General features: G+C 60.5%; 14 protein-coding genes, 1 tRNA gene and 2 pseudogenes. 4 read left to right on the top strand and 13 right to left on the bottom strand.

What is annotated here, in order from left to right; genetic code table 11:
- Window positions 1-5: 5 nt before the first annotated feature.
- From Q7F16_RS07875 to Q7F16_RS07865, 3 genes and pseudogenes are all read right to left on the bottom strand, one after another.
- Entirely contained in the window at window positions 6-752 is a 747-nt protein-coding gene (locus tag Q7F16_RS07875) for a phytanoyl-CoA dioxygenase family protein (RefSeq protein ID WP_409556398.1), read from the bottom strand.
- Window positions 753-765: 13 nt separating this feature from the next.
- Window positions 766-1545, bottom strand: coding sequence for a methyl-accepting chemotaxis protein (locus Q7F16_RS07870; protein WP_373419643.1), 780 nt, complete (start codon window positions 1543-1545; stop codon window positions 766-768).
- 78 nt (window positions 1546-1623) lie between these two features.
- Window positions 1624-2400 (bottom strand): annotated as a pseudogene (locus Q7F16_RS07865) (MCP four helix bundle domain-containing protein); the annotation flags it as partial.
- Window positions 2401-2743: 343 nt separating this feature from the next.
- On the opposite strand from Q7F16_RS07865, the pseudogene Q7F16_RS07860 reads away from it, so the two are divergent.
- Window positions 2744-3009 (top strand): annotated as a pseudogene (locus tag Q7F16_RS07860) (short-chain dehydrogenase).
- A gap of 207 nt (window positions 3010-3216) precedes the next feature.
- Here the strand turns inward: Q7F16_RS07860 and Q7F16_RS07855 are convergent.
- From Q7F16_RS07855 to dapA, 5 genes are all read right to left on the bottom strand, one after another.
- Window positions 3217-3306, bottom strand: a tRNA-Ser gene (locus Q7F16_RS07855).
- 83 nt (window positions 3307-3389) lie between these two features.
- Window positions 3390-4103, bottom strand: coding sequence for a phosphoribosylaminoimidazolesuccinocarboxamide synthase (gene purC / locus Q7F16_RS07850; RefSeq protein WP_018606833.1), 714 nt, complete (start codon window positions 4101-4103; stop codon window positions 3390-3392).
- Window positions 4104-4130: 27 nt separating this feature from the next.
- A complete protein-coding gene (locus Q7F16_RS07845; protein WP_046065122.1) occupies window positions 4131-4889 on the bottom strand; it encodes an MBL fold metallo-hydrolase in 759 nt (252 codons plus the stop codon).
- A gap of 4 nt (window positions 4890-4893) precedes the next feature.
- The gene (gene bamC / locus Q7F16_RS07840; protein WP_014337036.1) at window positions 4894-6009 is read right to left on the bottom strand and encodes an outer membrane protein assembly factor BamC; all 1116 of its coding nucleotides are present in this window, start codon (window positions 6007-6009) and stop codon (window positions 4894-4896) included.
- Between the two features lie 17 nt (window positions 6010-6026).
- Complete coding sequence (gene dapA, locus Q7F16_RS07835; RefSeq protein WP_046065123.1) at window positions 6027-6905, bottom strand: 4-hydroxy-tetrahydrodipicolinate synthase; 879 nt, start codon at window positions 6903-6905, stop codon at window positions 6027-6029.
- A 315-nt stretch (window positions 6906-7220) separates the two neighbouring features.
- Here dapA and Q7F16_RS07830 point away from each other — a divergent pair, with 315 nt between their 5' ends.
- Both Q7F16_RS07830 and Q7F16_RS07825 read left to right on the top strand, forming a co-directional pair.
- Entirely contained in the window at window positions 7221-7781 is a 561-nt protein-coding gene (locus tag Q7F16_RS07830; protein ID WP_003184325.1) for a glycine cleavage system protein R, read from the top strand.
- A 10-nt stretch (window positions 7782-7791) separates the two neighbouring features.
- Window positions 7792-8265, top strand: coding sequence for a peroxiredoxin (locus Q7F16_RS07825; RefSeq protein ID WP_046065124.1), 474 nt, complete (start codon window positions 7792-7794; stop codon window positions 8263-8265).
- Window positions 8266-8409: 144 nt separating this feature from the next.
- Here the strand turns inward: Q7F16_RS07825 and Q7F16_RS07820 are convergent, their stop codons facing one another.
- Together Q7F16_RS07820 and Q7F16_RS07815 are read right to left on the bottom strand one after the other, a co-directional pair.
- Window positions 8410-9480 (bottom strand): AI-2E family transporter, encoded by a 1071-nt coding sequence (locus tag Q7F16_RS07820; RefSeq protein WP_014337033.1) that lies wholly within the window; start codon window positions 9478-9480, stop codon window positions 8410-8412.
- Window positions 9481-9509: 29 nt separating this feature from the next.
- Window positions 9510-9749: a sulfurtransferase TusA family protein gene (locus tag Q7F16_RS07815; RefSeq protein WP_014337032.1), complete on the bottom strand. Its 240-nt coding sequence runs from the start codon at window positions 9747-9749 to the stop codon at window positions 9510-9512.
- A gap of 98 nt (window positions 9750-9847) precedes the next feature.
- Here Q7F16_RS07815 and Q7F16_RS07810 point away from each other — a divergent pair, with 98 nt between their 5' ends.
- Window positions 9848-11281, top strand: coding sequence for a M48 family metalloprotease (locus Q7F16_RS07810; protein WP_409556397.1), 1434 nt, complete (start codon window positions 9848-9850; stop codon window positions 11279-11281).
- Between the two features lie 62 nt (window positions 11282-11343).
- Here the strand turns inward: Q7F16_RS07810 and Q7F16_RS07805 are convergent, their stop codons facing one another.
- The 3 genes from Q7F16_RS07805 to Q7F16_RS07795 all read right to left on the bottom strand — a co-directional run bounded on the left by Q7F16_RS07805 (window position 11344) and on the right by Q7F16_RS07795 (window position 14556).
- Window positions 11344-12774 carry a DegQ family serine endoprotease gene (locus Q7F16_RS07805; protein ID WP_046065127.1) on the bottom strand — a complete coding sequence of 477 codons (1431 nt, stop codon included), beginning with the start codon at window positions 12772-12774 and terminating at the stop codon, window positions 11344-11346.
- A 234-nt stretch (window positions 12775-13008) separates the two neighbouring features.
- Window positions 13009-13956, bottom strand: coding sequence for a MucB/RseB C-terminal domain-containing protein (locus Q7F16_RS07800; protein ID WP_053178425.1), 948 nt, complete (start codon window positions 13954-13956; stop codon window positions 13009-13011).
- Between the two features lie 12 nt (window positions 13957-13968).
- Complete coding sequence (locus tag Q7F16_RS07795; protein WP_046065129.1) at window positions 13969-14556, bottom strand: sigma-E factor negative regulatory protein; 588 nt, start codon at window positions 14554-14556, stop codon at window positions 13969-13971.
- Between the last annotated feature and the right edge of the window lie 17 nt (window positions 14557-14573).

Raw genomic sequence — 14573 nt, 5'->3', positions numbered from 1 at the left:
CAGGCTCAATCGTATTCCGCTTCCTGATGGTCGCCCAACAACCGCCGCTGGCGAGGTGTGGCAGCGGCCAGCACCTCAGGGTTGAACTGCCAGTGCAGATAGGGTGAAAACTTCTGCGCGACCATCCGCCGACCGTAGTGCACCTGGAGCATGTAGCGCGTGCGGTCGGCGGTCCGGTTGTCACTGCCGGCGTGCCATAGCTCGCTGCGCAGAATCTGCACATCACCCGCCCGGCACAGCACTGGCTGCGCGGAGCGCCCTTGCCACTGCGTTTCGCCCTTCACTGGTGCCCGGCCGGCTTTGTGGCTGCCCGCAATGACCTGGGTCGGGCTCAAGTCGGCGTCGATGTCATCCAGGTAAAACTGCGCGGTAAAAACCTGCATCGGCAGTTCAAAGGCAGGGTCGGCCAACAGCCCTGGCGGCAATTGCATCGCCAGATAATCCAGATGCAACGGCGCCCCGGTAAAACCGGGATGGCAGCGCCAGGCCGTTTGGCCGATGACATGGCAATCATCGCCCAGGGCCGCCTCGGCCAGCTCGATCACCCCGGCCACATCCAGGAACGGCAGCCAGAACGGATCGCGATTGAACACGCATTTGTAATGATCGATGACGCCGCTGTAGTCCCAATGCTGGGGCTTCAACTGGTCGATGGCGTGGCGCAGGTCGGCGATCTGCCGGGCATCCAACACACCGGGCATCAGGACGAAACCGTCCTGATGCAGGGCTCGCAAATGGTCGTCAGTAGACACGACACCACCTGTCTCAGGTGCGGAAGCGGCCGGTCAGTTCTGCCAGGTTTCTCGACAGGCTGGAAAGCTGTTGGCTGGCCTGCATGCTCTGGGCAGAATTGGATGCCGCCTCGTTGGACAGATCACGGATATCAGAAATATTGCGGGCTATTTCCTCAGTGACGCTGCTCTGTTCCTCACATGCACTGGCGATTTGCGCGGCCATGTCGTTGATCCGCTGGATCGAACCGCCGGTACCGCTGAGCACCTGATCGACGCCCGCAGCTCGTTCGACACTGTCCCGGGCCTTGCTGCTGCCCACATGCATGGCTTGTACAGCCTTGGCGACACCGCTCTGCAACCGCTCGATGCGAACCTGGATATCCTTGGTCGAGTCCTGGGTACGGGCCGCGAGCGCCCTCACTTCATCGGCCACCACGGCAAAACCACGGCCCTGCTCACCGGCCCGAGCGGCTTCGATGGCAGCGTTCAGCGCCAACAGGTTGGTCTGTTCGGCAATGCCACGGATCACCTCGAGCACGGCGCCAATACTGGAAGTTTCCTGGGCCAATGCCTCGATCGTGCCCGAAGCGCTCTCCACTTCCTGGGCCAACTGGCGGATCGACTCGATGGTGCTGCTGACCACCTCGGCGCCGTCGCGAGACTGACTGCTCGCCTGTTGCGCGGCACCCGAGGCGTTCGCCGCGTTATGCGCCACTTCATGCACCGCTGCGCTCATCTGGGTGGCGGCGGTACTGACCTGATCGAGCGCCGCATGTTCGCTGCTGATCAATCGGTCATTCGTCGCAGCCATATCGGCCATGGCACGCGCTGCGGAATCGACCTCCCCAGTCACCCGTCCAACTTCGGCGATCAGGGGCTGCAACTTGTCGAGAAAACGGTTGAAAGCACTGCCGAGCTGGCCCAACTCATCGGCCGAACGTACCTCCAAACGCCCTTTCAGATCACCACCACCCTCGGCAATCTGCTCGACGCGGTGCAGCAGTCGACGCATAGGGCTCAGCACCACAAGTGGCAGAACGACAAGCACCAGGATGCAACCAAGCAGGCCGACCAGCAGAATCACGCCTTGATGCACGCCGACCGTCTCACCGTTTTCAATCGCTGCGTCACCTTCACGATGGGACGCCGCATCTTCCAGCTCACCGAGCTTGTCGATGGAGTCGCGCATGGTTTCGAACAGGCGCTCACTGTCACCAAAACTCAGGGCGCTGGCACCCTGCGGATCGCCTACCGACTGCTCGAGGACGCGCCGGGAGACCTGCATCCATTTCCCAAAACTGTCATTGAACTGACTGACCAACGCCTGCGCTTCGGCACCAGGTTGCATCGCAGCATATTTCTGCACGCGGTCATAAGCCTGCTTCGCATTCTCGCTATGACTGGCGCTCAGCGCTTGTAGATGCTCATTGGCATGACCATCCAGCAGGCTACGTTCGGCAACGAAAGCCTGATAAAGATCACGATCAGCGTTGAGCAGCAGGCTGATCGCCGGCAGATAACGTTTGGTCAATTGCGTACTGGATTCAGTCACCTGACCAATACCGCGCATGCCCGCCCACCCCATCAGCACCAGCAACACAGCCAGGAATGCGATCGGAAGGGTGATTTTCCAGCGAAAGCCCAGATCGGCAAAAAACCGCAGCATGGGGTGTCACTCCTTTCATGGGAATTAACTTACCTATCGGCAGCCATGCCTTGAGCTATAGACCATTAGTCTAATTGTTACAAAGCTTTGGGCCTGGCAGGCACCGGGGTTATGCAGGTCGCGGAGTGGGTTGGGCGGGATAAAAAAGGCGGGGGGAGGCAATAGCTGCGGGGAATTTTCTGACATTTCCCGCCCACATAATTTAGAGAATTTTCTGACTCATCATCTGATTGATGATTTCTCCAGCGAGGCCCTATAGTCCAAGCGTCGTTCGTAAGAGCGACTTGGGTTTGGCGACTCAATGACAAATGGTAAGAAAGCCCTCAATCAAGCGGAGTTTGAAATGAATAGATACATGGCTCTTACCAGCAATGCCGACGATCAACCCCTCTTCGTCGATACCTCTGCGCCTTTGCACATCCTGCTCGACACGGCGGGTTATAGAATTCGCGCGGTCACCCAGCTTTAGAGAACCTCGCCATGCGAGGGGACATTCCGAGTGACTCAGTGGTCCTCCAGGACTTTGCACAACTATGCTGCATTCCCTTGAGGGATGGCTGCGACATGCTCGATGTCATCGCCCGACGCTTGGATACGGAACCTGCCTAGGGATAATACTTGTCAGCTAGAGATAAAGTCTGTGGGAGCAAAGCTTGCTCGCGATAGCGGTAGAGTCGCCAATATCGTTGTCAGCTGGTTTACCTCAATCGCGAGCAAGCTTTGCTCCCACAGGATTTACGCCAGACTGACAGATGACGAAAACGAAAAAGCCCCTGAAATGTTCAACCATTTCAGGGGCTTAGTCATACACAATAATGGCGGAGAGATAGGGATTTGAACCCTAGGTACTGTCGCCAGTACAACGGATTTCGAATCCGTCCCGTTCGGCCACTCCGGCATCTCTCCAGTGGCGCGCATCATACCAGCACATTCGCCGGAAGCGAACCCCCGAGCGAAATTTTTTCCGTGCTATCAGATGCTTGCGTCGATTACAGCGGCACACCCAGGCGCTGGGCGACTTCTTCGTAGGCTTCGATGACGTCACCGAGGCCCTGGCGGAAGCGGTCCTTGTCCATCTTCTTCTTGGTGTCCTTGTCCCAGAGGCGGCAGCCGTCCGGGCTGAACTCGTCGCCCAGGACGATGGAGCCGTCGCTGAACACGCCGAATTCAAGCTTGAAGTCCACCAGCAGCAGGCCGGCGTCGTCGAACAGCTTGGTCAGTACTTCGTTGACCTTGAGGGACAATTCCTTCATGCGGACCAGTTGCTCGGCGGTGCCCCAACCGAATGCCACGACGTGGGATTCGTTGATGAACGGGTCGCCCTTGGCGTCGTCTTTCAGGAACAGCTCGAAGGTGTAAGGGTTGAGCTTCATACCCTCTTCCACGCCCAGGCGCTTGACCAGGCTGCCGGCGGCGTAGTTACGCACGACGCATTCAACCGGGATCATGTCCAGCTTCTTGACCAGGCATTCGTTGTCGCCCAGCAGCTTGTCGAACTGGGTCGGCACGCCGGCGGCTTCGAGCTTCTGCATGATGAAGGCGTTGAACTTGTTGTTCACCATGCCCTTGCGGTCCAGCTGTTCGATGCGCTTGCCGTCGAACGCCGAGGTGTCGTTGCGAAACAGCAGGATCAAGCGGTCAGCGTCGTCGGTCTTGTAAACCGACTTGGCTTTGCCGCGGTAGAGTTCTTCACGTTTTTCCATGATGGGCTCCGCTTGCTAAGTAGTGGGCTAGGCGATATGTCGCCAGTCGAGCCCTGAATCTTGATCGGCCAGTTGCAGCCAGTCCGGGTCGCACCCGAGGGTGTCGACAAAACATTGCCGGGCCAGCTGCGGCAGGTTGTTCTTGCTGCTCAGATGGGCCAGGACCAGGTGTTGCAGGCCTTGCCAGCCCAACTCGGCCACCAGGAACGCTGCCTGGTGGTTGTTCAAATGTCCGTGTTCCCCGCCTACCCGCTGCTTGAGGAAGTACGGGTAGTAACCACGCGCCAACATGTCGCGGCAGTGGTTGGACTCGATCATCAACGCATCGAGGTCCCGGTAACTGTCCATCACCCTGTTGCAATACGACCCCAGGTCGGTCAGCAGCCCAAAACGCCGCTCGCCGTCACTGAACACATATTGTGTCGGTTCCCGGGCATCGTGCGCCACGCTGACCACGCTGATATCCAGGCAACCGATGCGCAGTTGCTCGCCACCGGCCACGAAGCCGGCCGGTTCGATGGGCTTGCGCAGGCCTTCCAGTGTGCCACGGCTCAGGTACACCGGCAGATTGTAGCGCCGAGACAGCAAACCCACGCCATGCACGTGGTCGGCATGTTCGTGGGTCACAAGTATCGCGCTCAGTTGCGCCGGATGCACACCCAGGCGCAACAGGCGCTTCTCGGTTTCCCGCAGGGAGAAACCACAATCGACCAACACATACGTGCCGGCGCTGGCTACCAGCGTGCCGTTCCCTTGGCTACCGCTGCCGAGAACGGCAAAACGCATCGGATCAGCCCAGGTTGTCCTGAATCAAGCCCAACACCTTGCGGGCCACATCGGCCGGCGCCACGGTGTTGATGTTCTTCTCGACGGTGACCTGGACGTTGTCGCCGACCTTGCTCAGGCGAACCTGATAACGCTCGGCGCGGGCTTCGATTTCTTCCTTGTCCGGCTTGCTGCCGAACAGGCCACTGAAGAAGCCTGGCTTCTCGTCCTTCCTCTCGGCCTTTTCAGCGAGGTTGATGTAGTACAGGCCCAGGCTGCGGTTGATGTCTTCGACGCGCCACTCGCCCTGCTCCAGCGCACGGCCAACGCTCGACCAGGCACGGTCCAGGTCGGAGCCGACGTTGAGCACCGGGTTACCGCTGCCGTCTTCGCTCAGGCTGACGCGGCTCGGCGCATCGAACTCCTTGGACGCCAGCATCGAGACCGAACCACCCTGCTCTGCGGTACGGCTCATGCTGGCAAGCATGTCGTCCACCAGCGCAGCGTCGAGGCCGGTATTGACCGAACGGTTGGTGAAGGCCACATCGGCGGTGCTGCCGGCAGGTCGCTCGGCGCTGACCACATAGACCTCACTGGTGTTGCGCTGCACGCCTGGCTCGATACGCACCCGCACGCGGGTTTCGCTGTCGGCCGCGACACCGGCGGCGCTCATGCGCTTGGCCATGGCGGCGGACAATTCATCGGAGCGCTGCCAGGTGGTGGTGAATTCGCCAGTTTGCGGGCGCTGTTCGTCCAGGCGGAAACCGTTGTCCTGGAAGAACTGGATCGCCACAGGCCAGACTTCAGCCGGTGGATGCTGGCCCATGACCCAGCTGGAGTCGCCACTTTTCTGCAGGGTGTAGTCGCTGGCATCGGCCACGGCCGACAGCGGCTGTGGACGTGGGACGATGTATTCGCCCTTGACGCTGTCGTCGGCTACGTTGCGCGGGATCGGCAGCAGCGGATCCAGGCGCTTGGCAACGCTGACGTCTTGCGGCAGTTGCATCGGTGCAGTCTGTTGCGCCTGCAGGTAATCGCTACCACGGTCGCGGAAGTAACCTTCCGGCCCCCAGATCCATCCGCAGCCGCTGGTGCTGGAGATAATCAAGGCAAGTGCGGAAAGTCCGGCCATTCGCTTCATGCGTTGTACTTCCTCAATTAAACCAGGACGCCGGACTGGCGCATGGCCTGCCGCAGCGGTTCGTGACAGGGGGTGCTCAGCCAGGTCAGTGGCAGGCGGATGCCTTCGTGCATCAGGCCCATTTCAACCAAGGCCCACTTCACCGGAATCGGGTTGGCCTCGATGAACAGGTCCTTGTGCAATGGCATCAGTTTTTCGTTGATTGCCCGTGCAGTCTCGGCGTCGCCCTTGAGCGCGGCCTCGCACAGGTCGGCCATTTCGCGCGGGGCAACGTTGGCAGTGACGGAGATGTTGCCTTTGCCACCCAGCAGGATCAGCTCGACTGCGGTCGGATCATCGCCGGACAGCACGATGAAGTCCTTGCTCACGCCATCGAGGATGGCCTTGGCGCGCTTCATGTCGCCGGTGGCTTCCTTGATGCCGATGATGTTCGGCACGGTGGACAGGCGGATCACGGTTTCGGCCTGCATGTCGCAGGAGGTGCGGCCGGGAACGTTATAGAGGATCTGCGGGATGTCGACGGCTTCGGCAATGTGCTTGAAGTGTTGGTACAAGCCTTCCTGGGTCGGCTTGTTGTAGTACGGAACGACCAGCAGGCAGGCGTCGGCACCGGCTTCCTTGGCGTTGCGGGTCAGCTCGACGGCTTCGCGAGTCGAGTTGGCGCCGGTGCCGGCGATGACGGGAATGCGACCGTTGACCTGCTTGACCACGGCACGGATGACTTCGATGTGCTCATTGACGTCGAGGGTTGCCGACTCGCCGGTGGTACCGACGGCGACAATGGCATGGGTGCCGTTCTCAAGGTGGAAGTCCACGAGTTTGCTGAGGCTGGCCCAGTCAAGATGCCCTTGTGCATCCATGGGTGTGACCAGTGCCACCATACTGCCCGCAATCATGAAACCGCTCCTGCCGGAAAAAGAGAGCGGTAATGGTACTGGCGCCAAGATGCTTGTACAAGCGAACTACCATTCCCCTAGGCGATGGTTTTCGCTACCCTTCAGGCTTTGATCGGTACCGACAAGCTCATACGCCGGTTTCCAGCCTCCGTTTTCGTCGCCGCAAGCCCCGATCCCGGGTTTGTCCTGGTGCATTCCTGCTGTCGCGGAATGCAGCGCAACCCCGGGCACAAGGCTTGAGCCGTTCGTTTTTCCGGGCCTGGCGCTGTGTCGAGCGGCAAAGGTACCGACCGCTCATCGCTTTAGGAATGCTGCATGTCCACCCCCACAGTCCGCGAACAATTCCTTGTTATCAGTGCCCTTGGCGCCAACCCCATGGAGCTGACTAACGTCCTGTGCCGCGCCAGCCATGAAAATCGCTGCGCCGTCGTGACCTCACGCCTGACCCGTCATGGCGAATGCAGTGCCCTCGTGCTCGAGATCTCCGGCAGCTGGGACGCCCTGGCGCGCCTGGAAGGCAGCCTGCCGGTGCTGGCCAAGAAGCATGCCTTCACCGTCAACGTGGTGCGTAGCGCCGCCCTGGAGAACCGTCCCCAGGCCCTGCCCTACGTGGCCTATGTGAGCTCGGCCTACCGCCCGGACATCATCAACGAGCTGTGCCAGTTCTTCATGGACCATCACGTCGAGCTGGAAAACCTGACCTGCGACACCTACCAGGCTCCGCAGACCGGCGGCACCATGCTCAACGCCACGTTCACCGTGACCCTGCCGGCCGGCACCCAGATCAGTTGGCTGCGCGATCAGTTCCTGGACTTCGCCGATGCGATGAACCTGGATGCGCTGATCGAACCGTGGCGCCCACAAAACCCAATGTAAGGAAACGTTCATGGCCGTTGCCGTCGACCAGCCGGTTACCGATTTCCAGGCACCCGCCACCAGCGGGCAGACCGTCAGCCTCGCCGCCCTCAAGGGCAAGCAGGTGGTGATCTACTTCTACCCCAAGGACAGCACCCCGGGCTGCACCACCGAAGGCCAGGGTTTTCGCGATCAGTACGCGCAATTCCAGGCCGCCAACACCGAAGTGTTCGGCGTCTCCCGGGACAGCCTCAAGTCCCACGAGAACTTCAAGTGCAAACAGGAATTCCCGTTCGAGCTGATCAGTGACAAAGACGAGGCCGTCTGCCAGCTGTTCGACGTGATCAAGCTGAAAAAGCTCTATGGCAAGGAATACCTGGGCGTTGATCGCAGCACATTCCTGATCGACAAGAACGGCGTGCTGCGCCAGGAATGGCGTGGCGTGAAGGTGCCGGGGCATGTGGATGCGGTGTTGGCGGCGGCCCAGGCCCTCAACAAGGGCTGAAATTTTCGCTGCCTGTACTGGCGCCATCGCGAGCAAGCTCGCTCCCACAGGGATTTGACTAACACCACCAATCCAGTGTGGGAGCGAGCTTGCTCCGGGCGGCGTTCCGACGATGGGGCATAAGCCCTACCATTATTCAAAGAGCTACAACAACGGCGCCACCACCGGCTCCTTGCTCGGCCACGCATCCAGCACCGCCTTGAACAGCGTCGCCAGGGGTATCGCGAAGAACACCCCCCAGAACCCCCACAGCCCGCCAAACAGCAGCACCGCACAGATGATCGCCACCGGATGCAGGTTCACCGCCTCGGAGAACAGCAGCGGGACCAGCACGTTGCCGTCCAGTGTCTGGATGATCCCGTAGACCGCCATCAGGTAGATGAACTGATCGCTCCAGCCCCACTGGAACAGCGCAATCAAGGCCACCGGCACGGTCACCACCACAGTGCCGACATAAGGCACCACCACTGAGATGCCCACCAGCAGCGCCAGCAAGGCGGCGTAATTGAGTCCCAGGGCGACGAAGCCGATGTAGGTCACGCCACCGCAGATGAAAATCTCGATGACTTTGCCGCGAATGTAGTTGGCGATCTGCCGATTCATCTCCTGGGCCACCCGGGTAATCAGCGCCCGCTCACGCGGCAGGTAGCCACGGACCCAACGCCCGATCATTTCCCGGTCCTTGAGGAAGAAAAACACCAGGATCGGCACCAGCACCAGGTAGATCATGATGTTGACCAGAAGCGGCAGGCTGGACAGCGAAAACGTCAGCGCCCACTGGCCGAACTTGCCGATCTGGCCGCGCACGACTTCAATGGCTTGCAACACCTGCTCGTCGGACACCAGGTGCGGATAACGCTCGGGCAACAGCAACAGCACGGACTGCCATTTGGCAAGCATCCCCGGCAACTCGTTGAAGAGCGTCACCAACTGGTGCCAGAGCAGCGGCACGATCACGATTATGAACACCAACAACAAGCCCATGAACAGGGCGAACACCAAGCCCACCGCCACCGCACCCGGCAACCGCAAGCGCTCCAGGGTCGTGACCAACCCTTGCATCAAGTACGCCAGCACCATCCCCGCCAGCACCGGCGCGAGCATGCCGCCCAGGGTGAGCACGGCGGTAAAGGCCAGGAATAGCAGCACTGCCAGGACCACAGCTTCTTCATCGGAGAAGTAGCGCTGGATCCAGTCGCGTAACACTTTGAACATTAAAAATCCTTAAGGGACGCTGTCGGTTTTCAGGCCTTTTTCAGCCAGTAACGGTAGACGCCGTTATCGTCTTCTTCACGCAGCAGCGTATGACCGGCCAATCGGGCGAAGGTGCGGAAATCACGCTGGGAGCCCGCATCCGTGGCGATCACCTTGAGCACGCTGCCGCTGGCTAGGCGATTGAGTTCCAGCTTGGCCTTGAGCAACGGCAACGGACAGTTCAGGCCGCTGGCGTCCAGTTCGGCATCGTGGGCTACAGCATCAGTCATGGGTTCACTCCGCGGCATATCGTTGAGCGGCCTAGAATATCTGGTCCCGGGCCCGGTGTCCGGCTACAGTAAGGTCTTTGTCGACTAAGGCTTCGTGCATGACATTTCTGCGCCCCACCCTGCTGACGCTCGCTTGCCTGCTTGCCTCACCGGGCTTCGCCGACGACCTGCCGTCACTTGGCGACGCCAGTTCTGCCATCGTCTCGCCAGAACAGGAGCACCAACTGGGCCGCGCCTGGCTGGCGCTGCTGCGCAGCCAGGTTTCACAGCTCAACGATCCACAGCTCAAGGACTACGTCGAATCCAGCGTCTATAAACTGGTGGAAACCAGCCAGGTCAACGACCGGCGCCTGGAGTTCATCCTGATCAACAGCCCGCAGCTCAACGCCTTCGCCGCACCGGGCGGAATCGTCGGGGTCAACGGCGGCCTGTTCCTCAACGCACAGACCGAAGGCGAATACGCCTCGGTCATGGCCCACGAACTGGCGCACTTGTCACAACGCCACTTCGCCCGCGGCGTCGAAGCCCAACAGCGCATGCAGGTGCCAATGATGGCCGCGTTGCTGGCCGGCATCGTGATTGCCGCCGCCGGTGGCGGTGATGCCGGGATCGCGGCCATCGCCGGGACCCAGGCCGCGGCCATCCAGGAACAACGGCGTTTCTCGCGCCAGAACGAACAGGAAGCCGACCGCATCGGCATCCAGAACCTCGAGAAAGCCGGCTACGATCCACGGTCCATGCCGACCATGTTCGAGCGTCTGATGCGCCAGTACCGGTTCGACGCCAGGCCCCCGGAATTCCTGCTGACTCACCCGGTGACCGAATCCCGGATCGCCGACACCCGCAACCGCGCCGAACAGGCCAAGCCGGGCGGTATCGAGGACAGTGTGCGCTATCAACTGATTCGCGCACGGGTCCAGTTGATCTATGAAGAAACCCCGGGCCTGGGCGCCAAGCGCTTCCGGGCACAGCTGGATGAGAACCCGAAGAACGACGTGGCGCGCTATGGCCTGGCGATCGCGCAGATCAAGGGTGGCCAGTTGAATGAAGCACGGGAGAACCTCAAGCCGTTGCTGGCCAAATCGCCCAACGAGATCATCTACAACCTCGCCCAGGTGGACCTGGACATCACCAGCAACAAACTCGCCGACGCTCAATCGCGCGTCGAGCGGATGCTGAGCCAATACCCGGGCAACTATCCGCTCAACCAGGTACGCGTCGATCTGCTGCTCAAGCAGAACCGCCCCGCCGATGCCGAGAAGGCCCTGGAATCCTTGCTCAAGACCCGCCCGGACGATCCGGACGTCTGGTACATGGTGGCCGAGACCCGCGGGCTGTCGGGCAATATCATCGGCCTGCATCAGGCTCGTGCCGAGTACTTCGCACTGGTAGGCGACTACCGTCAGGCCATTCAGCAGTTGGACTTCGCCAAACGGCGCGCCGGCACCAATTTCCCGCTGTCGTCACGCATCGATGCCCGGCAGCGGGAACTCATGGAGCAGGAACGCATAGTCAAGGACATGATGGGCTGAGCATTTGCCAGACAATAAAAAACCGCCTCTCTCGAGGCGGTTTTTTTTCAGCGGCTAACCGATCATTCGGCCAGTTTGAAGGTGATAAAGCTCGCACGCCCCTGGCGCAGGACGCGCATCGACACCGAACGATTCTTCGGCAACGCCTTGGCGATGTCGGTGAACTCCTTGGCGGAACCGATGGCCTGGTTGTTCAGGTGGGTGATGATGTCGCCCGGCTGAAGGCCGATCAGCGCGGCAGGCCCCTCCTGTACCTCCTTGATCACTACGCCGCCCTGGAGCTCCAGGGTACGCTTCTGCTCTTCGGTCAGCTCGACCACAGCCACGCCCAGACGGTTGCTGCTGCGCTCGACGCCAGACTTGGGCAGCGAATCCAGCTCCTTGCCCTCTTCAGGAATGGCGCCGACGGTCAATTCGACATCCTTGCGCTTGCCTTCACGAATCACTTCCAGATTGGCCTTGGCGCCAGCCTTGAGGGCACCGACCAAGTGTGGCAAGTCGGCGGACATGACAATCGGCTGACCGTTCATGCTCAGGATCACGTCACCCACTTGCAGGCCGCCCTTGGCAGCCGGGCCACCTTCCTGGATTTGTGCCACCAGCGCACCAGCGGGTTTATCCAGCCCGAACGACTCGGCCAGGTCCTTGTTCACTTCCTGGATCACCACGCCCAACCAGCCGCGACTGACCTTGCCTTCGCTTTTCAGTTGGTTGGACACGTCCATGGCAACGTCGATCGGAATCGCGAAGGACACGCCCATGAAGCCGCCCGAACGGGTATAGATCTGGGAGTTGATGCCGACAACTTCACCCGCGAGGTTGAACAGCGGGCCACCGGAGTTACCCGGGTTGATCGGCACGTCGGTCTGGATGAACGGCACGTAGTTTTCGTTCGGCAGGCTGCGACCGATGGCACTGACAATCCCTTGGGTCACGGTGTGGTCGAAGCCGAACGGCGAACCGATGGCCACGACCCACTGGCCGGCTTTCAGGTCCTGGGATTTGCCCAGCTTGAGCACGGGCAGGTCCTTGCCTTCGATTTTCAACAGCGCCACGTCGGAACGTGGATCGGTTCCGACCAGCTTGGCCTTGAGCTCGCTGCGATCGGCCAGGCGCACCAGGATTTCGTCGGCATCGGCGATTACATGGTTGTTGGTCAGGATGTAGCCGTCAGGCGAAATAATGAAGCCCGAGCCCAGGGATTGCGCTTCGCGCTGGCGACCACCGCCGGGGGAGCGTGGTTGTTGTGGCATGCCACGCTCGAAGAACTCCCGCAGCATCGGCGGTAGACCTTCCAGGTCCGGCATCTGCTGGTCCGATACACGGCGGTCCGGCAGTTTCTGGGTGGTGCTGATGTTCACCACGGCGGGCGAAGCCTGCTCGACCAGTTGCGTGAAATCAGGCAATTCGACCGCCACGGCAGGAACGGCCTGGCCGAGCACAAGCACGGTGGCAAAGATGGAGAGATAGGTTTTCAAGCGTGGTATCGACATACGGCTCCCGTTACGACGAGCATGGTTAAGCGATATGGAGCAAGGAATACCAGGAAAAGATACGCCGGTATTTTTGTTCCGGGAACAGACAAGGCCAGGGCCGTGCGGCTCTGACCTATAGAAAAAAAGCTGGGTTTTTGCAAATGAAAATGCTGACAGGAAGTTTCGGCACTTCGATCAAGCCCTGGCGTCATCAGCCTCTCGCGCAATCGAACCACCCATGCAGTCAGCAGGCTATTGAGTCGCCGTGACGTCGGAGCGCATGGAAAGCGCAATCCGTTCCGCCGTACCAATAGGAATCTCACCGACCACCGTAACCATCATTTCGCCCTGGGGCGTCGTGAGCCTGCGCGAGACGGCAGCCGTCGGGCCGAGCTGAGTACGGGTATCGGTGGCGTTGGCACCGTTCAACGGCTCCAGGAACACCGAAAAGCGCGCCAGGCCATCGTCGTACATCAAACTGTTGACCTGGACCTGGGTGTCCGGGTCCTTGCGTGCAGCGCTGCTGGTCAGTTCGAAACCAGGCGGGAGCCAATCCGAGTGCCAGGCGGTTTTCGCCGCAACGGCCTTGCCCGGATCCTGGGCGACAGCCTTGCATTCGGCGCTGGCTTGCAGCTCACCATCGGTCGGCGCGGCGACGTTCAAGCGGGTGAACTGGAAACGTTCGAGTAGCTGGCCCTTGTCATTGAGCAGCAGGGACTTGAGCGGCAGGCCGGTCTCTTTGTCCAGGTGCAGCTCGAAGCCATAGCGATGCTGGTCCTTGGGCGTCAACGCAACGATGACCGCTTGACGGCCGGCCACGCGCGACTTGCCAATGACGGCCAGGTCATACCAATTCTTGAGTTTTTGCGGATCGAGGGTACGTGAGGTGCCGTCAGGCGTATTGCCCAGCCCCGCGATCAAGGAGCCACTGACGCATTGAGTATGCCCATCAATGCGCAGGACTTCCTGTGCCGAGCCGTCGAGCTGGAGTAACCGCTCGCGGACTTTTCCATCCTGGACGCGATGCCAGATGTTATGGGTAGAAAAACTACCGTTGCGCTCGTAAACGAAAGTGCCCTGGAAGCTCTGCTGTTGCTCGGCTTGACTCAGGCGGTTCAACCAGTCCTGAGCCTCATCGGCATGGGCTGGAATCGCACACCAGCCACCAAGCAGAAGCGTGAATAGAGGTATGGCGCGCAATGGCTTTCCTTATTAACGGTTTTCCAGGCTGGCTGCACGGGCGTAAGGCAGCGCGCTTTCAGTACCTTTCAGGGCAGCTTGCTGAGCATGCTGACGCAGGTAGTTGGGCAGACGCTGATCATGCCAGCCAGGTTGGCCTTGCAGAACACCGTTGACCATCGGGCCTGCGGTTTCCGAGCCTTCGCTGTAACCGGCCAGTACCGCTGGGCCCTTGACCTGTGGAGCGACCAGGCCTGGCTGGTTGGACTGCTGCGCCATTTGCACGCCGGCAATCTCATCCTGGTTGTACAGGCGCACACCGGCCAGTACGGCCACGGTGACCGAAGCGGCTACTGCCAGGCGACCCAGGCTGCGCCATGGTCCGCGAGAAGCTTTTGCCGGTACGGCTTCGTCAGCCAATGCAGCAGAAACGGCCGCAGCGATGTCCAGGCGTGGAAGCAACAAGTCCTTGTGCATCACAGCCCGGGCGATCTGGTAACGAGCCCAGGTCTCACGGGTTTCAACATCGTCGAAGGCATTCAATACCCGACGCAATTCCAGTTCGTCCGCTTCGTTATCCATCACTGCGGACAGCGATTCCTGCAGGGCTTCACGACTCATGGCGTTCCTCTCTTGGC

Origin of the sequence: Pseudomonas sp. Lb2C2, from assembly GCF_052112205.1 — a bacterium.
Lineage (GTDB): Bacteria > Pseudomonadota > Gammaproteobacteria > Pseudomonadales > Pseudomonadaceae > Aquipseudomonas > Aquipseudomonas kilonensis.
This window is presented reverse-complemented; position numbering and strand designations above follow the sequence as displayed.

Bases quoted from the DNA above. Each gene is read 5' to 3' on its own strand.
- Q7F16_RS07830 (WP_003184325.1), top strand. From the start codon at position 7,221: ATGTCCACCCCCACAGTCCGCGAACAATTCCTTGTTATCAGTGCCCTT.
- bamC (WP_014337036.1), bottom strand. From the start codon at position 6,009: ATGAAGCGAATGGCCGGACTTTCCGCACTTGCCTTGATTATCTCCAGC.
- Q7F16_RS07870 (WP_373419643.1), bottom strand. From the start codon at position 1,545: ATGGCTGCGACGAATGACCGATTGATCAGCAGCGAACATGCGGCGCTC.
- Q7F16_RS07795 (WP_046065129.1), bottom strand. From the start codon at position 14,556: ATGAGTCGTGAAGCCCTGCAGGAATCGCTGTCCGCAGTGATGGATAAC.
- dapA (WP_046065123.1), bottom strand. From the start codon at position 6,905: ATGATTGCGGGCAGTATGGTGGCACTGGTCACACCCATGGATGCACAA.
- Q7F16_RS07810 (WP_409556397.1), top strand. From the start codon at position 9,848: ATGACATTTCTGCGCCCCACCCTGCTGACGCTCGCTTGCCTGCTTGCC.
- Q7F16_RS07825 (WP_046065124.1), top strand. From the start codon at position 7,792: ATGGCCGTTGCCGTCGACCAGCCGGTTACCGATTTCCAGGCACCCGCC.
- Q7F16_RS07820 (WP_014337033.1), bottom strand. From the start codon at position 9,480: ATGTTCAAAGTGTTACGCGACTGGATCCAGCGCTACTTCTCCGATGAA.
- Q7F16_RS07845 (WP_046065122.1), bottom strand. From the start codon at position 4,889: ATGCGTTTTGCCGTTCTCGGCAGCGGTAGCCAAGGGAACGGCACGCTG.
- Q7F16_RS07815 (WP_014337032.1), bottom strand. From the start codon at position 9,749: ATGACTGATGCTGTAGCCCACGATGCCGAACTGGACGCCAGCGGCCTG.
- purC (WP_018606833.1), bottom strand. From the start codon at position 4,103: ATGGAAAAACGTGAAGAACTCTACCGCGGCAAAGCCAAGTCGGTTTAC.
- Q7F16_RS07805 (WP_046065127.1), bottom strand. From the start codon at position 12,774: ATGTCGATACCACGCTTGAAAACCTATCTCTCCATCTTTGCCACCGTG.